The organism is Burkholderia sp. AU33423 (assembly GCF_002223135.1).
GTDB lineage: Bacteria > Pseudomonadota > Gammaproteobacteria > Burkholderiales > Burkholderiaceae > Burkholderia > Burkholderia lata_D.
In genome coordinates this window covers 377,714-399,649 of record NZ_NKFH01000007.1, presented here as the reverse complement: position 1 = coordinate 399,649, position 21,936 = coordinate 377,714, and the positions used below count along the sequence as shown (strand labels likewise).

Genomic DNA, 21,936 nt, shown 5'->3' with positions numbered 1-21,936 from the left:
CACCGGCATGCGCTCAGGTCAGGACGCCTTCACCAGCTTGACGATCGTCAGCGTGCCGTCGACCTTCTCGATCCGCACTTTGACCTTGTCGCCCGCATGCGCGTGCTCGAGCATCGCCGCGTCCCGCGCCTTGAACGCCATCGTCATCGGCGGCATCCCGACGTTCTCGAGCGCGCCGTGCTTCAGCGTGATCTTGCCGGTCGCGGCATCGACCTTCTTCACTTCGGCGTCGGTCAGCGCGGCATTCGATTCGGCCATGCCGCCCGACGACATCTTCATACCGGACATGTCCATGCCGGCCATGTCGCCGGCAGCAAAGGCGGGGGTAACGACCGTGCCGACAGCAAGCACGGCGGCAGCAGCAACGGTGACGGTAATCAACTTCTTCATCGGGATTCTCCGGTTGGGATGGATGGCACGTTCGTGCCGTGAGGAACTGCTTCGGAATGCCCCGCGCGGCCCATGCTTCGCGCACGACGGCGCTGCAGCAGGAGCCATGCGGCGGGAATGACGAACATCGACAGCAGCGGCGCGGTGACCATGCCGCCGACCATCGGCGCGGCGATGCGCTGCATGACTTCGGAACCGGCGCCGTGCCCGACCATGATCGGCACGAGGCCGGCGAGCACGACCGCGACCGTCATCGCCTTGGGCCGCACGCGCAGCACCGCGCCTTCGCGGATCGCGTCGAGCAGCAACGCGTCGGTCAGCGGTTCGCCGGCGTCGAGCCGGCGCTGCAGCGCGCCCTTCAGGTACAGCAGCATCACGACGCCGAATTCGGCGGCCACGCCCGCGAGCGCGATGAAGCCCACCGACGTCGCGACGGACACCGCGTGACCGAGCGCCCACACGAGCCAGAAGCCACCGATCAGCGCGAACGGCACCGTCGACATCAGCAGCAGCGCGTCGGCCGCCGAGCCGAACGTAAGGAACAGCAGCACGAAGATCACGACGAGCGTCACCGGCACGACGGTGCGCAGCTTGGCCGCCGCGCGTTCGAGATACTCGAACTGCCCCGACCATGCGATCGAATAGCCGGGCGGCAACGCGACCTGCTGCGCGACGGCCTGCTGCATCGTGCGGACGGCGGTGCTCAGGTCGACGCCGCGGAGATCGACGTACACGTAGCCGGACAGTCGCGCGTTCTCGCTGCGGATCATCGGCGGACCGTCGGCGATCGCGATGCGCGCGACGTCGCCCAGGCGGATCTGCGCACCGCGCGCGGTGACGACCGGAAGCTGCCGCAGGTTCTCGACCGAATCGCGCACCTCGCGCGGATAGCGTAGGTTGATCGGAAAGCGCTCGCGCCCCGCGATCACTTCGCCGACGTCGTCGCCGCCGACCGCCGTCGACACGACCGACTGGACGTCGACCACCGACAGCCCGTAGCGCGCGGCGGTGAGCCGGTCGATGTCGACGTCGATGTAGCGGCCGCCGTTCAGCCGCTCCGCGAGCGCGGACGTCACGCCCGGCACGGGCTTCACCGCGGCCTCGACCTGCTTCGCGATCGCGTCGATCCCGGCCAGGTCCGGCCCGGAAATCTTCACGCCGACCGGCGTCTTGATCCCGGTGGACAGCATGTCGAGCCGGTTGCGGATCGGCGGCACCCATACGTTCGACAGGCCCGGCACCTTCACCGTGCGATCGAGTTCGTCGACGAGCTTCTCCGGCGTCATGCCGGGCCGCCATGCGCTGCGTGGCTTGAAGCGGATCGTCGTCTCGAACATCTCGAGCGGCGCGGGATCGGTCGCGGTATCGGCGCGGCCCGATTTGCCGAATACCGTGTCGACCTCCGGAACGGTCTTGATCAGCCGGTCGGTCTGCTGCAGCAGTTCGCTCGCCTTGCCGGCCGAGATGCCGGGCAGCGCGGTCGGCATGTACAGCAGGTCGCCTTCGTCGAGCGGCGGCATGAATTCGCCGCCGAGCCGCGACAGCGGCACGGCCGTCAGCACCAGCGCGACGACCGCGACACCAATCGCGAGCCACGGGCGCCTGAGCGTCGCTTCGAGCAGCGGCCGGTACACGCGGATCAGCACGCGGTTGATCGGGTTCGCGTGCTCGTGCGGAATGCGACCGCGCACGAGATAACCCATCAGCACCGGCACCAGCGTCACCGACAGCCCGGCGGCGGCGGCGATCGTGTAGGTCTTCGTGAACGCCAGCGGCGCGAACAGCTTGCCTTCCTGACCTTCCAGCGAAAACACCGGGATGAACGACAGCGTGATGATCAGCAGCGAGAAGAACAGCGCGGGCCCGACTTCCGCGGCGGACGTCGCGACGAGCGCCCAGCGTCGCGCGGCCGTGATCGGCTCGCCGGGGTGCGCGTGGTCGTACGCTTCGAGATGTTTGTGCGCGTTCTCGATCATCACGATCGCCGCGTCGATCATCGCGCCGATCGCGATCGCGATGCCGCCGAGCGACATCAGGTTCGCGTTCACGCCCTGGTAGCGCATCACGATGAACGCGGCCAGCACGCCGAGCGGCAGCGACAGGATCGCGACGAACGCACTGCGCAGGTGGAACAGGAACACCGCGCAGACGAGCCCGACGATCACGAACTCCTCGATCAGCTTGTCCTTCAGGTTGCCCACCGCGCGCTCGATCAGCTGCGAGCGATCGTAGGTCGTGACGATCTCGACGCCGGGCGGCAGCGAACGCTTCAGGTCGGCGAGCTTCGCCTTCACCGCATCGATCGTGGTCAGCGCGTTCTTGCCCGAACGCATCACGACGACGCCGCCCGTCACCTCGCCCTGCCCGTTCAGCTCCGCGATCCCGCGCCGCATCGCGGGGCCGACCTGGATGCGCGCGACGTCGCCGAGCAGCACCGGCGTGCCGGCGTCGTTCGTACGCAGCACCACGTGCCGGAAATCGTCGAGCGTGCGCAAGTAGCCAGTCGAGCGCACCATGTACTCCGACTCGGCCAGCTCGACGACCGAACCGCCGGACGCCTGGTTCGCGTTGCCGAGCGCGTTCGCAACCTCCGCCTGCGTGATGCCGTACGCGCGCAGCTTGTCCGGATCGAGCACGACCTGGTATTGCTGCACCATACCGCCGAGGCTCGCGACTTCCGACACATCCGGCACCGCCTTCAGCTCGAACTTCAGGAACCAGTCGTTGAGCGCGCGCAGTTGCCCGAGATCGTGACGGCTGGTGCGATCGACGAGCGCGTACTCGTATACCCAGCCGACGCCGGTCGCATCGGGCCCGAGCGACACCGTCGCGCCGGCAGGCAGCCGGCTCTGCACCTGGCTCAGGTATTCGAGCACACGCGAACGCGCCCAGTACGGATCGGTGCGGTCATCGAACAGCACGTAGACGAACGCGTCGCCGAACGACGAATATGCGCGGACGGTTTTCGCACCGGGCACGCCGAGCAGCGTGGTCGTCAACGGATAGGTCACCTGATCCTCGACGATCTGCGGCGCCTTGCCCGGATACGACGCCTTCACGATCACCTGCGTGTCCGACAGGTCGGGCAATGCATCGAGCGGCGTCTGCCGCAGCGAATGAACGCCCCATGCGGCGATCAGCACGGTGGCGAGCAGCACGAGAAACCGGTTGTGGACCGACCAGCGAATGATGCGCGCGATCATCGTTCGCCTCCCTGCGGTTCGACCTTCGTCAGCCGGTAGCCGTCGTCGCCCTGCGTGAACGCGAAGCGCACGGTCTGACCCGGCTTCACGTCTGGGAACGCCGTGGCCGACGGCTTGCCGAACGCCATCGTCATCGCGCCCCAGCCGAGCGCCGGAACGGGCTGATGCGAGAACGTGATGTCGTCGGCCGTGACCTGTTCGACCTTGCCGGTGGTTTCATAGACCGGTGCCGCCGCGGTCGGTGCCGACGCGGGCGTCGCCGCGGCCCCGCTCGCGCCGGTGCCGCTTTCCAGCCGCGGCAGCACGCTTTTCAGGCTCGCCTCGGAATCGATCAGAAACTGCCCCGATGCGACGACCGTGTCGCCTTCGTTCAGCCCGCCGAGCACTTCGGTGTCGCTGCCGACGTCGCTGCCCGTCGTCACCGTCACGGGCTGAAGCCGGCCGTCGCGATTCTTCACGATGACGATCGTGCGCTTGCCGGTCGCGATCACCGCTTCGGACGGCACGAGCAGGCGCGACACGCTCTGCCGCGCGGCGATCCGCACGCGCATCAGCATGCCGGGCGTGAGCTTCAGCGCCGCGTTGTCGATCTCCACGCGTGCCTGCAGCGTGCGGCTGCTCGTGCTGATGCCGGGCAGCACTTCGCGGATGCGTCCGGTGAAATGCTGCGCCGGGTCGCCCGCGAACGTCGCATCGACCGCCATCCCCGGCTGCACGGTCAGCGCGAGCGCTTCCGGCACTTCGACGATGAGCCACAGCGTCGACAGCCCCGCGATCTTCGCGAGCGTCTGACCGGGCGCGACCATCGCGCCGTCCCGCACGTTCAGCTCGCTAACGACGCCGGTTTCCGGCGCGGTCAGCACGACATGCGTCTGTGCGCGTCCGGTGCGATCGAGGTTCGCGATCATGCCGTCGGGGATCGACAGCGCCCGCATCCGCGCGCGCGAGGCATCGAGCAGGCTGGCATCCATCCCGCCGCGCTTGAGCGCGAGGTACTCCTCCTGCGGCGCGAGCCAGTCCGGCACGAACAACGACGCGACCGGCGCGCCTTTCGCGATGCGCCGCATCGGCGCGCGTGCATAGAGATGGTCGATGTAGCCGGTCACGCGCGACTGGACGACGTCCGCGCGCGATTCGTCGAATTGCGTGGTGCCCACCGCATCGAATCCGGCCGCCGTCTGCTGGCGGCGGACGGTCGCATAGCGGATGCCGAGGTTCTGCTGCAGGCCCGCATCGATCCGGATGCCGGACGCACCGCCGCCTTCGTCCGCGTAGACGGGCTGCAGCTGCATGTCCATGAACGGCGACTTGCCCGGTTTGTCGAAGTGCTGGTTCGGCACCATCGGGTCGTGCCAGTACAGCACCTGGCGGCCGGTCTTCGGGTCGGCGCTACCGGGCGAAGGCGAAGGCGATGCCGACGCGGTGGCGTCCGTTGTCGTTGCGGCCGTCGCCGCATGGCGTGCGCCCACGAAATAACCCGTGCCGAGCAGCGCGGCACCGGCGAACGCCAGCACGGCCGCTCGGGCCAATGTTTGCTTCGTCATGTCGTTCTCCCTTATTGCGCGGCGGCCAGCGTCGACGGCACGACCTGGTATTCGAGCTGCGCCCAGGTCTGCGACACCTCGCGCCGGAGATCGAGCACCTGCAATTGCGCATCCAGTTGTGCGCGGCGCGCGGCGAACGTATCGGCGAGCGAGCCTGTGCCCGCGCGGTAGGCCGCGTTCGCCAGTTGCACGCGCTGGTCGGCGGCGGGCAGCAATGCGTCGCCGAGATTCGCGATGCGTGCACGACCGCTCGCCAGCGTCGCGGACTGCGTGCGGATATCGGCCTGCACCTGGCGCAGCGTGTCCTCGTACATCAGGCGCGCCTTCGTCGCGAGCGCGGCCTTTTCGGCGACGTCGCGGTTCTGGCGGTTCTTGCGATTGAGCGGCAGCGGGATCGTGACGCCGACGGACACCATGTTCGAATACGCGCCGCCACGCTGCTGGTAAGCGACTTCCCACGTCCAGTTCGGGCTGCGTTCGCTGTTTGCGACGGCGGTATCGGCTTCGGCAACCGCGATATCGTCGGCGGCGGTGATCAGCGCCGGTTGCGACAGACGCAGTTCGTCCGGCGGCAACGACGACACGAACGATTCCGGCGCGGGCGGCGTGCCCGTGACGTCGTCGACCGGCACGGCGGTCCAGCGCGACAGTGCAATGAGCGCGGTCTGGTAGACCTGCTGCGCTTTCAGCAGTTGATCCTGCGTCTGCGCGAGCATGGCCCGCGCCTGGACCACGTCGGCCGCACTCGCCTTCGCGCCGCGATACGACGCCTTCGTCGCTTCAAGCTCGTGGTTCATATGATCGAGCAGCGCCTGCTGCAGCGCGAGCGCCTGCTTCGCGTAGACGGCGTTGAGCCACGCCGTCGCGGTTTGCTGGCGCACGCTCGCGAGCTGCGCGAGATAACCGGCGCGCTCGCGTCCGACCTGCTCGTTGGCGAGCGCCGAGCGCAGGCGCCGCTTGTCGCCGGATACCCACTCCTGTTCGATGCCGATGCGGCGCATCGTCATGAAGTCCTGGCCGACGGTGAAGCGCTGGCCGCCGTTGACCGGCAGGTTGTCGATGCCGGCCTTGAGCATCGGGTCGGGCAGCTGGCCGGCCTTCACGGCCGCCTCCGCGCTCGCGCGCACCGACGCCTGGGCGGCCTGCATCGAAGCGGAATGATCGGTCGCGGACTGCAGCGCGGCGTCCAGCGTGAAAGGCGATGGCTGCGCGTGAACGGCGCCCGCCACCAGCAGCGCCGCCCAAAGCACGGGCGCGCGCCGACGTGCACGCCGCGCAAGCAGCGTGCCGGGATGGAATGACATGGTTGAACCCCAACGGCGGAACCCCATAGGGATTCCACGTCCTGATACAGGACGAACCTCACCGCGAATGCGGCAAACCTATCGGATCGGGATCAGCTGATGCGTGGAGGGCGCCACAATCCGTTCGGATCGCGGACCGGGAGGATTTGCGCGTAGTGGAACGCGACGGTGCTGGCGAATGCAGCGGGGCGACTGACTTCGGCTCGTGCAGCCGGATGATAGAGACTGCCGAACTGGCATTGCGCCGTCAGCTTGCAGGCCATGCCCTTCGCTTTTGCGTGGGCCTTGTCGGCGGACGTCGACTTCATCGAATCGCAGCCCGGCATGCCGGCGGACATGCTGGCGTCCATGTCCGTCGACATCGACATGCCCTGCTGCATCATCGGACATTCCCCGGCCAGGCCGCTGGCTGCCAGCCCGCTGATGGGCAGCACCGCGCAGAGCAGCAGCAGGATGATCGTCCGGAGGAATTTCATGGCGGGGATTATAGCGCGGGGGTTGGCTGTGTGGCGGCGCGTCGATGAAGCGTAAAGACGCGCCCACTCCACGACCACCGTCGCCTGCTACCGCGCCAGCCCCTCCGCCTCCAGCACCGCCTGCACCGCCGGCCGCGCCCGCACCCGTTCGTACCACGCACGCAGATGCGCATACCGGGTCAGGTCGATATCCGCGTGGTACACCGACCGCATCCAGTCGGCCTTGCCCCAGCCCGTCAGCGCGAACAGGTATGCATCGGCGACCGTGAACGAGTCGCCCATCACGAACGTCTTGCCGTCGAGCTGGCGATCGATCCACGCGAAGCGGCTGTCGAGCTTCGTTCTCGCCGGGTCGACGTATTTCCCTGCCTGCACCGCGTACAAGAGCGGGATGAAACCCTTGTGGATCTCGGTGCCGAGGAAGTTGAGCCACTCCATCAGCCGATAGCGTGCGAGCGTGCCGTAGGCGGGCGCGAGCCCCGCATCCGGACGCACATCCGCGAGATACTGCGCGATCACCGGCCCTTCGCGCAGCAGCGTGCCGTCGTCGAGTTCGAGCAGCGGCACGTAGCCGAGTTCGGTCACATCGTAGTAATTGCGCCCGTCTTCAATGACATGCTTGCGCGCGTCGACCTTGATGACCTCCGCGTCGATGCCGCCTTCGCGCAGCACGATGCAGATGGCCTGGGAACAGCTTCCCGGAGCGTGATAAAGCTTCATGCGTGTCCTTCGTGAGTTGTTCATGTATCGATTCGCCGCGACGCGGGCGCTAATATCTCGCATCGGCGCAGCGCTGAGAAGACGGCAGTCGTTTGTGCCGTAGTCACAAAAAATTTACCGACCAGGAATCGGCACGATGAAAACGAGTGCGACAGGATGTTCCGTTGAAGAAGCGATGCGCCTGCTCGGCGGCCGCTGGCGGCTGCTGCTGGTGTCGTATCTGCTCGACGGGCCGCGGCGCTTCAGCGACCTGCGGCGCGACATGCCCGGCATCTCGCAGCGCATGCTGACGCTCGACCTGCGCGCGCTGGAAGACGCGGGGCTCGTGCGGCGCACCGTCTATCCGGAAGTGCCGGTGCGGGTCGAGTACGATCTCACCGCCGACGGCGACCGGCTGCGGCCCGTCGTCGACGTGATGCGCGATTTCGGGCTGTGGCTGAAAGCGCGCGATGCCGATGCATCGTGCGACACCGGCGTGACGCCCGGCGCGGCAGCCGCGATCGACACGGCCCTCCATTCGCCCCGATAACCCCCCACTCTTTTACGCAGGAACCCCGTTCATGGAACTTCACGCCACCATCGGCGCGGCAACGTCCGATCTCGACGACGACGAAAGCTTCGCCAACATCTACTGTCACGACGCCGAGCAGGACTATTGCTTCGCGCTGTCGCGCTTTCCGGACGACGCGCTGATCGAAGTGATGGTGCGCGACCAGGTCAACGTGCGCGTCAAGGATCTGTCGGTGCGCCTGACGGACGACACGATCGACGTCGAGATCGAACCCGCCCTCGCCGCGCGTCTCGACGGCCAGACGCGCTACGTGATCCATCTCGCGCCCGGCCAATACGATCCGGTCACGCTGCGCGCCGCGCTGAAGGAGATCTTCGTCGGCAAGAGCGGCTTTCAGGACGACAGCACGCGCGGCTAGGCAGTGGCCAGCCCGTTCATCCTCGATCTTCGTTTCGACGCCCGCTCATGACGCGTTCCCTTCGGCTCCGCCCACTTCCCCGCCTTGCCGCGACCGCGCTGCTGCTCGCCGCATGCGCATCGCTTGCGCCTGCCGCGCAAGCAGCCAAGCCGCTGCTCACGTTCAAGGTCGACGACACCGTCACGGCTCGCGTCGAACGCGCGGACAGCGAGCACATCACCGTGCGCCTTCTGCCGAGCGGCAAGACGCAAACGCTCGACGTCACCGCCAGCGACGAGGAAGGCCACTATCGCCTCTCGCCGGACGACTACAACTTCGACGGCCACCGCGATCTCGCCATGCACGCGACGCTCGGCATGGTCAACGACAGCTACGGCATCTACCTGTATGACGCCGCACGCCAGCAGTTCGCGCCGCTGCGCATGCCGGCGGCCAACATGCCGCATGGCAACTGCGACGACCTGATCAACGTGGTCGCGAAGCCGAAAGCGCGCACGCTGTACAGCTCGTGCCGCGGCGGCCCGATCTGGTACACCGATGCGTACCGCTACGATGCCAGCGGCAAGCTGTATCTGTACCAGTCCAGCGAAGCGATCCCCGACGACCTGCGCGACCTGCTCGACACCGATTCCGGCCCGTCGTCGATGCTGCTGACCTACGACGCACAAGGCAAGCGCGTATCGCGCCGCCCGGATGCGTACGGCGGCGGCACCGTCACGTTCAAGGTGCGCCCGGCGCGCCTGCCGCTGCACGATGCAACGACCGACGCACCCACGCGCCGCTACGTCGTCGCGGGCGACAAAGTCGAACTGATCGACGCGAGCGCCGATTTCCAGTGGCTGAAGGTGCGGTATCGCAACCCGCAAGCGGGTGCGGTGCAGGGCTGGGTCAATGCGAAGGAAGCGATGGGCAACTGATGCAAGCGGCGGCGTGATTGCCGCCCATTCCCACATATTGAGCGCGTCACGTCCCATTAATAGGGATGCCTGTCCAAATGTTGACGTGCTTCCCGCCACGGCTCTAACGTTCGCCCCAACGCCATTCGATTCGGCCGCCCCGCTCGCGGGCGACGGCCGGGCACAGAACACAGGAGACAACCGTGGCCCATTCCGCGTCACGCACCCACGCCAACCCGCAGGAACAGCAACCCGCGCGCGCCGGCATCGCATCCGATCCCGCCGCCCGTTCGGCCGCGGCACCCACAACGCCACCGAGCCGCAAGCGGCTGCTGATCCTCGCGTTGCTGTTCGTCACGGTCGTGATCAACTATCTCGACCGCAGCAACCTGTCGATTGCCGCGCCCGCGCTGTTCAAGGAACTGAACATCGATCCGGTGCGCGCGGGCCTCGTGTTCTCCGCGTTCGGCTGGACCTACGCGCTGATGCAGATCCCGGGCGGCTGGCTCGTCGACAAGGTGTCGCCGCGCGTGCTGTATGCGGGTGCGCTCGCGCTGTGGTCGGCCGCGACGCTGCTGCTCGGCTTCGCGGGCTCGTTCGTCGGGTTGATCGTGTTGCGCCTCGCAGTCGGCGCGCTCGAAGCGCCGGCCTACCCGATCAACAACCGCGTGGTGACGACCTGGTTCCCGACCCGCGAACGCGCGAGCGCGATCGGCGGCTACACGTCGGGCCAGTTCGTCGGCCTCGCATTCCTCACGCCGGTGCTCGCGTGGCTGCAGGTGCATCTCGGCTGGCACATGGTGTTCGTCGCGACCGGCCTCGCCGGCATCGTGTGGGCCGCTATCTGGTATGCGGTGTATCGCGAGCCGCGCGCGTTTCGTGGTGTCAACGCGGCCGAGATCGCGCTGATCCGCGACGGCGGTGGGCTCGTCGATCTCGAAGACCGCGTCGCGGCGCGCACCGAACGCGCGCCGTCGACGTGGCGCGACCTCGGCGTCGTGCTCGGCCGGCGCAAGCTGTGGGGCATCTATCTCGGCCAGTTCGCGCTGAACTCGACGCTGTGGTTCTTCCTCACGTGGTTCCCGACCTACCTCGTCAAGTACCGCGGAATGGACTTCATCAAGTCCGGTTTTCTCGCGTCATTGCCGTTCCTCGCCGCGTTCGTCGGCGTGCTGTGCTCGGGCGTGCTGTCGGACTGGCTGATGCGCCGAGGCGCATCGCAGGGCTTCGCGCGCAAGCTGCCGATCATCTCGGGGCTGCTGATCTCGACCTGCATCATCGGCGCGAACTACGTGACGTCGACGGGCTGGGTGATCGCGTTCATGACGATCGCGTTCTTCGGCAACGGCTTCGCGTCGATCACGTGGTCACTCGTGTCGGGGCTCGCGCCCGCGCGGCTGATCGGCCTTACGGGCGGCGTGTTCAACCTGATCGGCAACCTGTCCGCAATCGCGACGCCGATCGTGATCGGGCTGCTGGTGGACGGCGCCGACTTCTCGCGCGCGATCACCTACATCGCCGCGATGGCGCTCGCCGGCAGCCTGTCGTACGGGCTGCTGGTCGGCAAGGTCGAGCGCATCGACGCGTAAACGTCACGAGGGCGGCACGCGCATGCCGCCCTGCGTTACCGCTACCGCTTGACGCGCGTCAAACGTCGCGTCAGAACCGCTGAGCCCCGTCGCGCGCGAGGTCGTGCGGATTGCCCGCTACGTAGTCGAGCGCGCATGCATCGGTGTCGATGCCGACGGTCAACAGCGTTTCCCAGCGCTCGGTGTCGGGCATCGACAGGTCCGGATGAAAACACACGACGGCCTGGTCGCCGGCCGCGCCACACATCGCCGCCGCGCGCTCGCGCACATCGGCACTCGTCATCCCGTTCACGACGTCGTTCAGGTGCGCAAAGCGCTCGCGCGTGGTCGAGCTGTCGGGCATGCACTCGCCGCCGCTCAACGCGCGATCGAGGAAGTGGTTCGTATGCAGCAGCCAGCCGTCCGGACGCGGCACCACCACGCCCACACCTGACGGGCTCAGCTCGATGCTCGCCGCACGCGGGTTCGCGTCGTGCCGTGTGAACACGGTCAGCACCGTCGACGCGCTCACGCGTGCGGTGCGCGCGATGTCGATCGCCTCCTGCACCGTCGTCGCGTCTTCGAGCAGCCGCCGCGCGATCGCGTGCACCGGCACACCGGCGCTGTCGTTGTCGCTCGCGTGATGCAGGATGTTGAAGTGCAGCCCGAGCCCTACGCTGTTCACGCCGAGCTTCGCCAGCATCCCGAATTCGGAGAACAGCTTGACGGTACGGCCGTGCGGTGTCGCGAACTGCATCAGCAGCCCCTGCGGCGCGAGGCTGTCGTGCCAGTCCCAAGTCTGCAGCGTACGCGGCGCGTGCGGGCCGGCCGGCGCGTAGACGGTCGTCGAGCACTCGCCTTCGGCCGACGCGGGTGCAGTGGCGAGAATCTCGGTGCGCGCATTCTGGCACGCGAGCTGCCAGCGCGGCAGGTCGACGCCGTCGGCGATCGCCTCGACTTCGGCGGCGAGGCGCGGGCACCACGCGCCGAGCGTGGCGAGACTCGCTTCGCCGATCTCCCGTGCGCGCTGCGGCGCGATGCCGAGCTTCGGGAAGAACGCGAGATACAGCGCGACCGTCTCGCGGATCGCCGGCGCGAAGCGCTCGCCGATCAGGCGGCCGCGCTCGCGCGGATCGGTGACGTCGGTCACGAAGGTGTGCAGCTTCAAGATCAAATCTCCTGGGTTAAATGCGTTCCGGGCCTGTGCGGCCCGGAGCGTGATACATCGTGCAGCGGGTCAGAACGAGTAGACGAACTGCATCCCGGCCAGGTCGTTGCTGCGCGCATACGTGCCGTTGCTCTTCAGGAACACCGGATGGTTCGCCGCGTCGTGGCGGTATTCGAGCTTCACGGTGATCTGCTGCGTCGGATAGAACAACAGGTCGGCCGTGATCGCATAACGCTGCGCGCCCTTGCACTCGGTGCCGTTCGTCGACGAACGCTGGAAGCACGCCGGATCGATGCCGAAACCGCTCGACCCGTTCACCGACGGATTGCCGCCCGCGAGCCCGTACTGGATGTTCGTGCCGCCGCCGCCGTTCGACGTGTTGTTCAGGTAATCGAAGCGCAGCGTCGCGCCCATGCGGCCGACCCACGACGTCGTCCACTTCGTGTGGCCGAGCAGCGACATCCCGTACCAGCGCGCGGTGCCGCCGTTCCACGCGCCCTTCTGCAGCTCGCCGTAGTCCACCTGCGCGTTGACTTGCGTCTTGTCATGCGTATAGGTCACGTCGGCTTCCACGTACTTGTAGAGGCCCGTCGGCGACGCGCCGTTGCACTGGTAGCCGTAGCCGCCCGGCGTCGCGCACGGCGAGAACAGCGACTGCCGGCCGAGCATCCCGGAGATGCCGAAGTCGAAGGCGGTCGACGTCGCGTTGTCGAAGCGCGCGGTGATCGTCGGCGTCCAGTTGGTCTTCGTCGTGTTGTTCGCCGCGTTCGCGATCGCGCCGGCCGTGCGCAGCACCTCGTTGCCGATCACGACCTGCCAGAAGCGCGTCATCGCCGCGTTGGAGCCCTTCAGCCCGACGCCGATCAGGTTGCCCGGCTCGCTGAAGTCGTACAGCAGCCCGTGCGTGAGCGTCAGCATCTGGTTCGACGGCTGCACCTCGTAGCCGGCGAGACTCGGCATCATCCCGATCTCGAAGGTGCGGGTCGTGCTGAGCGGCACGGTGACCACCGCCTGCGTGATGATGTTGTTGCCGATGCCGCCGTGCGCATTGCTGAACACGTTGCCGAAGCCGCGGTTCGGCTGGATCACGACTTCGGCCGCCGGCGCCATCGGGCCGACGCCGAAGGTCTTCTTGATGTCGAGGTAGACGTCGCCGATCGTGCTGTTGAAATAGTCGTACGCTCCAGGGTCGTGGTTCAGGAACTGGAAGCCGGACGTGCGCTGCGCGCGGTTGAACAGGTACACGGGATCGACATAGCCGGTGATGCTCAGGCCCGCGAGCGGGCCGGTGGTCGCCGCTTCCTGCAGCGAGTCGACCTTCAGCGACGCGTTCGCGATCTGCTCGCGCATCTGCTGCAGGTCGTCGTTCGTGAACGCCGGGGCCGCATCCGCGGCCGGTGCAGCGGCCGCCGCCGTGTTGATCGAGCCGATCGTCGCGCCGCCCGAGGCGGCATTGGCGGTCGTTGCCGCGCCGGCCGGCTTCGCGGCCAGCATGCTCGCGCGCAGTTCGTTCACCTGCTGCTGCAGCGCGGTGACCTGCGCCTGCAGCGCCTTCATCCTGCTCGCGTCGGTCGCCTGCGGCGTGTGAGCGAATGCCGAGGCGGCTTCGAACGCCAGCAGGCACAGCGCCGTCATGTGTGTGATTTTCATGGTGTGGGTGGTCGTCGGGACGCGCGCGCCCCCGCCCGCCGCGACGAGCGGCGGGGCGCGCGAAAGGTATGCGGGAGTGGGGAGAAGCGGCGGCCGGCCTACTCGGTCTTCAGCTTCGTCCAGAGACGGTTCTGCAGACGCATCAGCTCAGGCGGAACCGGCTTGCTGAGGCTCAGCTTGCGGATCACGTCGGCGGGCGGGAACACGGCCGGATCGCTCGTCACGTCGGCGCGCACCAGATGCTTCGACGACGACACGGCCGACGGGTACGACGTGTCGTTGGTCAGGTTCGCGCTCTCCTTCTCCGACAGCACGAAATTGACGAACTTCAGCGCGGCGTCCGGATGCGGTGCATCCTTCGGCACCGCCATCATGTCGAACCACATCGCGCTGCCCTCGGTCGGGATCACGTACTTGATGTGATACGGCTTCTTCGCGGAAGCGGCCGCGATCCGCGCGGAGTTCACGTCGCCCGACCAGCCGAGCGCGAGGCAAATGTCGCCGCCCGCGAGGTCGTTGATGTAGCTGCTCGAATTGAACTGCGTGATGTACGGCCGCACCGTCTTCAGCAGCTCGTACGCGGCCTGGTAGTCGGCCGGGTTCGTCGTGTTCGGATCCTTCTTCAGGTACACGAACGCCATCCCGAACGCATCGACCGGCGAATCGAGCACCGAGATGCCGCAGTGCTTCAGCTTCTGCGCGTACTTCGGGTCGAACAGCAGCGCCCAGCTGTCGAGCGGCGCGTCGTTGCCGAGCGCGGCCTTGACCTTCTCGACGTTCATCCCGAGCCCGTCGGTGCCCCACGTCCACGGAATGCCGAACTGGTTGCCCGGATCGTCCTTCGCGAGCACCTTCATGATTTCCGGATCGAGCAGCCCGTAGTTCGGCACCTGGCTCTTGTCGATCTTGCGGTAGATGCCGGCCTGCAGTTGCCGCGCCCAGAAGATGTCGGACGGCACGACGACGTCATAGCCCGACGTGCCCGACAGCAGCTTCGCCTGCAGCGTCTCGTTCGAATCGAACTCCTGGTAGACCACCTTGATGCCGGTCGCCTTCTCGAAGTTCGCGATCGTCGCCTTGCCGATCGAGTTGCCCCAGTTGTACACGTTGACGACGTCCGCCGCGTGCGCCGCCGGCACGCCGGCCCACAGGACACCGCCCAGCGCGAGCGCCGCGCATGCCGTTCCCAGATGCTTGCTCCAATCCCCTGCCATCGTTTCCTCCGTCGATATCATGATCCGCTCGCGATGAACGGTGTGTGCTTCGGTCCGGGAAAATGTAGCCAGAGGAAATTGGCCGGTCTGCCCTGCCGTTAGGGGGACACGCAGCACAATCGGGGCATCCGGTTCCGGGCGGATGCCCCGATCGGCACGTCACGTAGGCGAATCGAAAGCTTCCTTCGCCGCTTCGTCATGCCAACCGAAAACCGCTCAGGACGCCTGCACGCCCGTGCGCACGCCGAAGTCCTCGCCCACGTGCGTGACGCGGCCGTCCATCATCGTCAGCGCGACGTCGATGCGGCCGATGTCGTACTGGCCGACCTCGAACAGGTCGTTTTCCAGCACGACGAGATCCGCGCGCTTGCCGGGCGTGAGCGACCCGACCTCGTGCTCCATCCCGAGCTGGTACGCGCCGTGGATCGTGTACGCGGCGATCAGCTGCGGAATGCTCAGGCGCTCGGCGATGTCCGGGAACACCGGCGCATCGGGCTCGCCCGCGAGCTGGCGCGTATGGCCCGACTCGATGTGTTCGAGCGGCTTGTGCTGGCAGCGGCACTGGCACGCGAGGCCGTCCATGCCGATCGATACCGTCACGCCTTCGTCGAGGAACGTGCGGAACTTGTACATGTTGCTCCAGCGCGCGTGGCCGTAGTGGTCACGCAGCTGCTCGGTGTACGCGTCGACCACGCCCCATTGCAGCTGCGTGTTCGCCATCACGCCCGCGCGGCGAAAGCGCGGGATGTCGTCCGGATGCGTGAGGAACGCGTGCGTGATCACATGGCGGCGATCGCGCGGCGGGTTCGTGCGGTTGACCTTGTCGAAGCCGTCGAGCGCCATCCGCACGGCCGCATCGCCGACGCAATGGACCATCACGTTCGCGTTCACGCGATCGGCTTCGACCAGGTAGTGGTTGAACGTGTCGGCCGGCATCGTCGGCGCGCCGCAGGTGTCGGGGCGGTCCGCGTACGGTTCGAGCAGGTAGGCGGTGTGGTTCGCTTCGGTGCCGTCGAGGAACAGCTTCAGCGCGCGCGCCTTCACGAGCGGCGAATCGTACTGCTCGCGGTATTTGACGAGCGTGCCGACCGGATCGTCGATCTCGCCGATCACCGCGACGCTGCCCACCACGCGCAGCTTCAGGTCGCCCGCCCGCTCCATCGTCTGCAACGTCTCGTACAGCAGCGACTGGTCGCCGCTCGGATCGAAGAAGCCCGCGTCGAACACGGTCGTCACGCCGGCCGCGCACAGCTTCGTCTGCCACGGCGGGATCGATTTCAGGTACAGGTCGATGCCGGTCGGCAGCAGGCCGGCCGCGCTGATCCGTTGCATCAGCATCGAATACGCGGCGCCGTCGACGATCAGGCCGGTCGGCTCGCCGGTCACCGCGTCCTTCTCGAACCAGCTCGCGCCTTCCTGCACGGGCGGCGTCGATGCGTCGATGCCGGCGATCTCCAGCGCCTTCGAGTTCACCCACATCGAATGGAAATCGGTCGACAGCAGGCACACGGGGCGATCCGCGCAGATCGCATCGAGCGTCTCCTTGCGCAGCAGCGCCGGCGGAATGGTCGCCTGCACCCAGCCCATCCCGGTGATCGCCGGCTCGTCCGGATGCGACTCGACGTACGCGCGCAGCGCGGCGAGCACCTTTTGCGGGTCCTCGTAGTTCACGAACGCCTGGAACGCGAACGCGGTCGTCTCGAAGTGCCAGTGCGATTCGACGAAGCCCGGCAGCACCAGCCGGCCCGCCGCGTCGACGACCTTCGTATCCGCGCCGACGTACGCCTGCACGGCCGCCGTGTCGCCGACGTGGACGATCCGGCCGTCACGCACGGCGACGGCCTGTGCCCACGGCTTGTGCGGATCGACGGTGTAGACCTTCGCGTTGGTCAGAACGAAATCCGCCGGCGTTGAATCCTTGACGGCGGCGGGCGTCGGTTGCATCTGCATGGCCTGTCCTTTCTGTTGATCAGGTTTTCGAAGTGCTTTCACTATAGGCAGACGATTCGTGGCGGTATGCCCCCCCGCTGCCGGGGCTTTGACGAATTCCGGCCGCCTCGGGCACGGTCTTGTCATCGTTTTGGGGACAACGTGTGAAATTCGTCGGGTTGATCCGGTGAATTCCCGGCTGACGCGTGTGCGGCGTTCGCGTAACGTCGCGCTGTCCCCCGACTGCCCACGCCCGACCATGCGACTTCTCCAGCCCGACCCGGCCGCCCGCGGCCACTACCTGATCGGTGTGCGCCCCGACACGCTCGGCGCGACGTTGCGCGCGGTCGGCACGCCGGATTTCGTCGGCGCGGTCACGGAGTTCGTCAACGACAGCATCGACGCCGACGCCGTGCACCTCGAACGCTGGCGCGCGGATACGGGCAGCGCGTCGGGTTTCGTCGTCGAGTGGCTCGGCAGCGGCAGCCTGCGCTTCGCGGCCGATACGCTGCGCGTGATGGATGTCTATTACCAGGACTACTGCCAGGCCGATCCGCTGGTCGCGCCGCTGCGCGGCAAGGCCGGCACGCTGCTCGTGCAGCGCCATGTCGACGGCATCGCGCACGGCGAATTCCGCCGCCGGATCTTCGACGAACCCGGCATCGAGCAGGAATGCCTGCTCGTGCACGGCAACGCGCACCTGCAGTACGCGCTCGGGCTCGCACGCACCGTCGGGCGTGCCGCGTTCACGATGGACGAGCTGTTCCACTTCCGGCAGATGGTCGACCTGCTGTTCCCGATGTTCGAGCTGCATGCGCGCACCTGCGCGGCGCGGCGCGTGGCGTCGGTATCGGTGAATGCCGCGTCGCAGGCGGGCTTCGACGCGCGCCTCGAACGGCAGCACGTGCAGCTGTCGCGCCGCGAGCACGAGATCTGCCGGCTGATGCTGTGCGGGCGCTCGGTGCCCGAGGCCGCGCAGCAGCTCGACGTGAAGCTGTCGACGGCCGAGTCGTACGTGAAGCGCGCGTTCGCGAAGCTCGGCGTGCGCACGCGCCGCGAGCTGTTCGACTGGGTGCTGGTGGACTGCTGAACGCGCGCCGCCGGCTTACGCGGCCAGCGCGGCCGCCTTGATGTTGAAGGCTCGCAGCAGGTCCTCGCAGAACGCGTCGACGATCGGCTTGTCGCTCGCGCTGCGCTTCATCGCGAGATGCAGCGGCACGTCGAAGCTGAACGTCGCGCGGCCGACGGCCTTCACGAGCCCGCGCTGCTCGAACGGCTCCGCGTAGTGCGCGGGCAGGTAGCCGAGATGGCCGCCCGACAGGATCAGGATCGTCGCGGCCTCGATGCTGTCCGCGCTCGCGGTCACGCGCCGCTCGGGTAGCGGATATTGCTCCTCCGGCACCGGATAGGTGCGCCAGACCCAGTCGTGAATCTGCAGGTCGTCCGCCGTCACGGGCCGCGACGCATGGAACAGCGGATGCCCGCGCCCGCAGTAGATCACCTGCTGCTCGGTGAAGAGCGGCGTGTAGAGCAGCCCGGGCACGCGATGCCAGAAATAGCCGATCGCGAGATCGAGCTGGTTGTTGACGAGGCTTTCCTCGAGCTCCTGCGGCGACGCGACCTTCATCGCGAACGTGACGGCCTGGTCGCGCTTGCGGAATGCGCCGATCGCATCGGCCACGCGCGCGTTCTCGACGAGCGGCGCCTGGCCGATCAGGCCGATCGACAGCGTGCCGACCAGCTTGCGGTCGATGTCGCGCACGCGCGCGACGAATTCGGAAGTTGCCGCGACGAGCGTGCGCGCGGTGGCCGCGAAGCGCTCGCCCTTCGACGTCAGGCGAAAGCCGCCGCGCCCGCGATCGCACAGCTTGAAGCCGACGCGCGCTTCGAGCGCCGACAGCTGCGTGCTGATGGTCGACTGCCGCACGCCGAGCGACGCCTCGGCGGCCGTGATGCCGCGTGCGTCGACGACGGCCAGAAAGACCCGGATGAGCCGGAGATCGAGATCGGAGGTATTCGAGAACATGCTTCAAGTCGCTGCGCGTGTGCGCGTTACCCGGCCGGCCAGCCCGACGCGCCTCGCACGCCACGCTCGCCGCCTGCGCCGATGAACCGAACCGGACACGCGCCGCCATCGGCAGCGGCGCGCGTCGCCACCGTCATTCAGATGCCACCGCGAGCGCGCGTTCCATGCCGAACACGGCCGGCCGCAGCCGCCGGTAGCAGAGGAACGCCACCGCGCACAGCACGATCGCCGCGATCAGCGCCGACTGCGTGCCCGCGCGCTCGATCAGCGACCCGCCCGCGACCGAGCCGACGCCGTAGCCGAGCGCGACGCAACCCGGCGACAACGCGGCCGACTTGCCGACCAGGTCGTACTGCGGAATCGTCGCGTAGATCAGCAGCGCGCCGCCGGTCCAGCAGCCGATGAAGACGATCGCGCCGAGCGTGAACGTCGCGGCCGAGGCCGGCAGCGCGAGCAGCACGGCCGCGACCGCGCAGCCCCCAAGATTCACGAGCGCCCAGCGGCGCAGGCCCGCGCCCGCGCCGAGCTTCGGCATCGCCGCGCAGATCACGAGGCTCGCGATGTTCGCGGCGCCGAGCACGAGCGACACCGACTTGTCGCTCAGGCCCGCCGCGGTGCCGATCTTCTCGAGGAAGGTCCACACGACGCCGACGCCGCCGTACAGCGCGAGCTGCGCGCACAGCACGAGCATCGCGCCCGTGCGGTCGATGCGGCCGGCGACACCGGCCGGTGTCGGCGCGGCCATCGTCTCGCCGCGGCGAAACAGCGGCGTCGCGAGCACGAACATGCCGAGCACGCACGCGACGAAGCCGAACACGCCGTGCGCGCCCCAGGTGTCGCTCAGCATCGGGAAAATATAGGCGAGCAGCACCATGCTCCACGTCACCTGCCCCATCAGCATGATCCCGAGATTGCGTTCCGGCGCGCGCGAATACGACAGGTAGCGCAGCGCGATGCCGTTCAGCCCGCCCGAGCCGACGCCCGCAATGAACTGCAACGCCGAATACGCCACCAGCCCGTGCGTCGCGAGCGTGCCGAGGTTCGCGCCGGCCGCGAGCGTCACCGCGCCCGCGAGCACCCACCGCACCGGCTGGCGGCCGAGCACGAACGCGACGAGCAGCGTGCCCGTCGATTCGCCGAGCACCTCGATGAAGCTCGACAGCCCGAGCGCCGCTTCGCCGAAGCCCCAATGACGCTCGACCTGCCCGACGATCGCGGGCAGGCCGAGGAAGACCGTCGGCCCGAGCATGCCGAGCAGCAGCATCACGACGACGAACAGCGCGCTTTCCTGTCGCGTTTCGTCCTGCAGGTTGACTACATTCATCTGGTGTCTCTCTCCGTGTCCGCGGTGCGGACCGTCTCCTCTGGGGATCGTCTTTTGTTGTGTCGCCATGACGGGGCGGCCCGGCGCGGGCCGCCCCTGAGTCGTTTACATCGGGAAACCCATCGCCTTGATGCCGCTGATCCAGGCGCGCTTCCAGCCGCCTTCCGCATCCGCGCCGTCGAACGCATGGAACGTGATCTTCGCGGCGACCCAGCGCATCGGCTCGGGCGGGATATAGCTCGGGGTCTGGTTCGCGATGTCGAGCTGGCGCTCGGGGCTGTCGCGGTCGAACAGGATGTTCAGCCCCATGAACGCGCCGAACCGGCTCGCCGCGACGCCGAAGCCCGTATAGCCGGCGACGAACACGGCCTTGTCGCCGAGGTAGCGCTTCGCGAACACCGAACCGCGCGAGCAGTAGTCGATCGGGCCGCCCCACGCGTGCGAGAAACGCACGTCGCACAGTTGCGGGAACGTGCGGTAGAACGCTTCCGCGAGCCGGTAATACGTTTCGCGCTGGCCGTCCTGGTGTGGTTCCGGGTCGCCGTCGAAGTGATAGCTCACCAGCCCGCCGAAGATGATGTTGTTCTGCTTCGTCAGCCGGAAATAGTTGAGCTGCGTGCGCGTGTCGTACACGCCCTGGCGGTTCTTCCAGCCGATTCGCGCGAGCTGCTCGTCGGTGAGCGGCTCGGTCGCGAGCACGTGGTCGCGCACCTGCATCACGCGACGATTGATGTCGGGAATCCCGACCTTCGCGGTGCCGCTGCCGAACACCACGCGCGGCGCGCGTACGCTGCCCTTCGGTGTCGTCACGAATACGGTGCTGCCTTCGTCGGTCACCGTCACGAGCGGCGTGTGCTCGTGCAGCTTCACGCCGAGCTTCAGCGCCGCGCGCTTCAGCCCCCACGCGAGCTTCGCCGGGTGCACGATGCCGCTGCGATTGCGCGACCACAATGCGCCCGCGAACAGCGGGGAATTCAGTTGTTCGAGCGTTTCCTCGCGGTTCAGCAGCGCGACGTTGTGGCCGTATTCGCGATGCAGGTCGTAGTCGCCCTTCAGGTGCGCGATGTGTTCGGGATCGACCGCGACCGTCATCTCGCCGTTCCACTCGATATCGGCGTCGATGTCGTAGCGCTTCAGCGTGTCCTCGAAGCCGTCGAGGTTGTGATGGCCGAATGCCTCGAGCTGCGCGATGTCGTTCGGGAACACGCGCACCGCGTTCGGCAGCCCGTGCATCACCGACGTCGAGATGATCCCGCCCGCGCGGCCCGATGCGCCGTGCGCCACCTTGCCGGCCTCGATCAGCACCACGTTCAGGTGCGGCATCTGTTCCTTCGCCTGCACGGCCGCCCATAGCCCCGTGAAGCCGCCGCCGACGATCAGCAGGTCGGCCGTCACGTCGCCGACGAGTTCCGGCTCGGTGACCGGCGCCGCCGGGTTGTCGAGCCAGTACGGGAACAGCTTCGTATTCGCGAGCGCCGCCTCGACGCCCAGTGCGACCGGCGCGCCACGCATTGCGTGCGCCTGCTCCGGTGCAGTCTCTCTTGTTTTGACTTCCATTTCCATGATCCCAGCCATCACACGCGAAAAGCGAAACC

Annotated in this window: 18 protein-coding genes; 5 read left to right on the top strand and 13 right to left on the bottom strand. The window is 67.6% G+C overall.

What is annotated here, in order from left to right; translation table 11 throughout:
* Window positions 1-18: 18 nt before the first annotated feature.
* The 6 genes from CFB50_RS20270 to gstA all read right to left on the bottom strand — a co-directional run bounded on the left by CFB50_RS20270 (window position 19) and on the right by gstA (window position 7,637).
* Window positions 19-390, bottom strand: a complete 372-nt coding sequence (locus CFB50_RS20270; RefSeq protein ID WP_089447003.1) for a copper-binding protein — start codon at window positions 388-390, stop codon at window positions 19-21.
* Complete coding sequence (locus CFB50_RS20265) at window positions 387-3,593, bottom strand: efflux RND transporter permease subunit (protein WP_089447002.1); 3,207 nt, start codon at window positions 3,591-3,593, stop codon at window positions 387-389. The genes CFB50_RS20270 and CFB50_RS20265 overlap by 4 nt, the downstream gene beginning before the upstream one ends.
* Complete coding sequence (locus tag CFB50_RS20260; RefSeq protein ID WP_089447001.1) at window positions 3,590-5,137, bottom strand: efflux RND transporter periplasmic adaptor subunit; 1,548 nt, start codon at window positions 5,135-5,137, stop codon at window positions 3,590-3,592. The genes CFB50_RS20265 and CFB50_RS20260 overlap by 4 nt, the downstream gene beginning before the upstream one ends.
* 11 nt (window positions 5,138-5,148) lie before the next feature.
* Window positions 5,149-6,441 (bottom strand): TolC family protein, encoded by a 1,293-nt coding sequence (locus CFB50_RS20255; protein ID WP_089447000.1) that lies wholly within the window; start codon window positions 6,439-6,441, stop codon window positions 5,149-5,151.
* A gap of 92 nt (window positions 6,442-6,533) precedes the next feature.
* Window positions 6,534-6,917, bottom strand: coding sequence for a hypothetical protein (locus CFB50_RS20250; protein WP_089446999.1), 384 nt, complete (start codon window positions 6,915-6,917; stop codon window positions 6,534-6,536).
* Between the two features lie 87 nt (window positions 6,918-7,004).
* A complete protein-coding gene (gstA, locus tag CFB50_RS20245; RefSeq protein ID WP_089446998.1) occupies window positions 7,005-7,637 on the bottom strand; it encodes a glutathione transferase GstA in 633 nt (210 codons plus the stop codon).
* Between the two features lie 136 nt (window positions 7,638-7,773).
* On the opposite strand from gstA, the gene CFB50_RS20240 reads away from it, so the two are divergent.
* The 4 genes from CFB50_RS20240 (at window position 7,774) to CFB50_RS20225 (ending at window position 11,051) form a co-directional block, all read left to right on the top strand.
* Complete coding sequence (locus CFB50_RS20240) at window positions 7,774-8,166, top strand: winged helix-turn-helix transcriptional regulator (RefSeq protein ID WP_089446997.1); 393 nt, start codon at window positions 7,774-7,776, stop codon at window positions 8,164-8,166.
* 31 nt (window positions 8,167-8,197) lie between these two features.
* A complete protein-coding gene (locus CFB50_RS20235) occupies window positions 8,198-8,566 on the top strand; it encodes a hypothetical protein (protein WP_069250662.1) in 369 nt (122 codons plus the stop codon).
* 47 nt (window positions 8,567-8,613) lie between these two features.
* Window positions 8,614-9,483: an XAC2610-related protein gene (locus CFB50_RS20230; protein ID WP_089446996.1), complete on the top strand. Its 870-nt coding sequence runs from the start codon at window positions 8,614-8,616 to the stop codon at window positions 9,481-9,483.
* 182 nt (window positions 9,484-9,665) lie between these two features.
* On the top strand, window positions 9,666-11,051 hold the full coding sequence (locus CFB50_RS20225; protein WP_089446995.1) for an MFS transporter: 1,386 nt from the start codon (window positions 9,666-9,668) through the stop codon (window positions 11,049-11,051).
* Window positions 11,052-11,121: 70 nt separating this feature from the next.
* On the opposite strand, the gene CFB50_RS20220 is transcribed toward CFB50_RS20225, so the two are convergent.
* From CFB50_RS20220 to CFB50_RS20205, 4 genes are all read right to left on the bottom strand, one after another.
* Entirely contained in the window at window positions 11,122-12,198 is a 1,077-nt protein-coding gene (locus tag CFB50_RS20220; protein WP_089448375.1) for a C45 family autoproteolytic acyltransferase/hydolase, read from the bottom strand.
* A gap of 69 nt (window positions 12,199-12,267) precedes the next feature.
* Complete coding sequence (locus CFB50_RS20215) at window positions 12,268-13,848, bottom strand: DUF3138 family protein (RefSeq protein WP_089446994.1); 1,581 nt, start codon at window positions 13,846-13,848, stop codon at window positions 12,268-12,270.
* A gap of 98 nt (window positions 13,849-13,946) precedes the next feature.
* Window positions 13,947-15,062, bottom strand: coding sequence for a polyamine ABC transporter substrate-binding protein (locus tag CFB50_RS20210; protein WP_089446993.1), 1,116 nt, complete (start codon window positions 15,060-15,062; stop codon window positions 13,947-13,949).
* Between the two features lie 216 nt (window positions 15,063-15,278).
* Complete coding sequence (locus CFB50_RS20205; RefSeq protein ID WP_089446992.1) at window positions 15,279-17,012, bottom strand: amidohydrolase; 1,734 nt, start codon at window positions 17,010-17,012, stop codon at window positions 15,279-15,281.
* Window positions 17,013-17,250: 238 nt separating this feature from the next.
* On the opposite strand from CFB50_RS20205, the gene CFB50_RS20200 reads away from it, so the two are divergent.
* Complete coding sequence (locus CFB50_RS20200; protein WP_089446991.1) at window positions 17,251-18,081, top strand: helix-turn-helix transcriptional regulator; 831 nt, start codon at window positions 17,251-17,253, stop codon at window positions 18,079-18,081.
* 15 nt (window positions 18,082-18,096) lie between these two features.
* Here CFB50_RS20200 and CFB50_RS20195 read toward each other — a convergent pair whose 3' ends face one another.
* From CFB50_RS20195 to CFB50_RS20185, 3 genes are all read right to left on the bottom strand, one after another.
* Window positions 18,097-19,017, bottom strand: coding sequence for a LysR family transcriptional regulator (locus CFB50_RS20195; RefSeq protein WP_089446990.1), 921 nt, complete (start codon window positions 19,015-19,017; stop codon window positions 18,097-18,099).
* A gap of 133 nt (window positions 19,018-19,150) precedes the next feature.
* On the bottom strand, window positions 19,151-20,341 hold the full coding sequence (locus CFB50_RS20190; RefSeq protein ID WP_089446989.1) for an MFS transporter: 1,191 nt from the start codon (window positions 20,339-20,341) through the stop codon (window positions 19,151-19,153).
* A gap of 105 nt (window positions 20,342-20,446) precedes the next feature.
* Window positions 20,447-21,904 carry an NAD(P)/FAD-dependent oxidoreductase gene (locus CFB50_RS20185; protein ID WP_089446988.1) on the bottom strand — a complete coding sequence of 486 codons (1,458 nt, stop codon included), beginning with the start codon at window positions 21,902-21,904 and terminating at the stop codon, window positions 20,447-20,449.
* Window positions 21,905-21,936 lie beyond the last annotated feature (32 nt).

Excerpts from the sequence above, each read along its gene's own strand:
- CFB50_RS20200 (WP_089446991.1), top strand. The coding sequence starts at position 17,251 with ATGCGACTTCTCCAGCCCGACCCGGCCGCCCGCGGCCACTACCTGATC.
- CFB50_RS20270 (WP_089447003.1), bottom strand. The coding sequence starts at position 390 with ATGAAGAAGTTGATTACCGTCACCGTTGCTGCTGCCGCCGTGCTTGCT.
- CFB50_RS20235 (WP_069250662.1), top strand. The coding sequence starts at position 8,198 with ATGGAACTTCACGCCACCATCGGCGCGGCAACGTCCGATCTCGACGAC.
- CFB50_RS20255 (WP_089447000.1), bottom strand. The coding sequence starts at position 6,441 with ATGTCATTCCATCCCGGCACGCTGCTTGCGCGGCGTGCACGTCGGCGC.
- CFB50_RS20185 (WP_089446988.1), bottom strand. The coding sequence starts at position 21,904 with ATGGAAATGGAAGTCAAAACAAGAGAGACTGCACCGGAGCAGGCGCAC.
- CFB50_RS20195 (WP_089446990.1), bottom strand. The coding sequence starts at position 19,017 with ATGTTCTCGAATACCTCCGATCTCGATCTCCGGCTCATCCGGGTCTTT.
- CFB50_RS20205 (WP_089446992.1), bottom strand. The coding sequence starts at position 17,012 with ATGCAGATGCAACCGACGCCCGCCGCCGTCAAGGATTCAACGCCGGCG.
- CFB50_RS20250 (WP_089446999.1), bottom strand. The coding sequence starts at position 6,917 with ATGAAATTCCTCCGGACGATCATCCTGCTGCTGCTCTGCGCGGTGCTG.
- CFB50_RS20210 (WP_089446993.1), bottom strand. The coding sequence starts at position 15,062 with ATGGCAGGGGATTGGAGCAAGCATCTGGGAACGGCATGCGCGGCGCTC.
- gstA (WP_089446998.1), bottom strand. The coding sequence starts at position 7,637 with ATGAAGCTTTATCACGCTCCGGGAAGCTGTTCCCAGGCCATCTGCATC.
- CFB50_RS20240 (WP_089446997.1), top strand. The coding sequence starts at position 7,774 with ATGAAAACGAGTGCGACAGGATGTTCCGTTGAAGAAGCGATGCGCCTG.
- CFB50_RS20260 (WP_089447001.1), bottom strand. The coding sequence starts at position 5,137 with ATGACGAAGCAAACATTGGCCCGAGCGGCCGTGCTGGCGTTCGCCGGT.
- CFB50_RS20265 (WP_089447002.1), bottom strand. The coding sequence starts at position 3,593 with ATGATCGCGCGCATCATTCGCTGGTCGGTCCACAACCGGTTTCTCGTG.
- CFB50_RS20190 (WP_089446989.1), bottom strand. The coding sequence starts at position 20,341 with ATGAATGTAGTCAACCTGCAGGACGAAACGCGACAGGAAAGCGCGCTG.
- CFB50_RS20215 (WP_089446994.1), bottom strand. The coding sequence starts at position 13,848 with ATGAAAATCACACACATGACGGCGCTGTGCCTGCTGGCGTTCGAAGCC.
- CFB50_RS20230 (WP_089446996.1), top strand. The coding sequence starts at position 8,614 with ATGACGCGTTCCCTTCGGCTCCGCCCACTTCCCCGCCTTGCCGCGACC.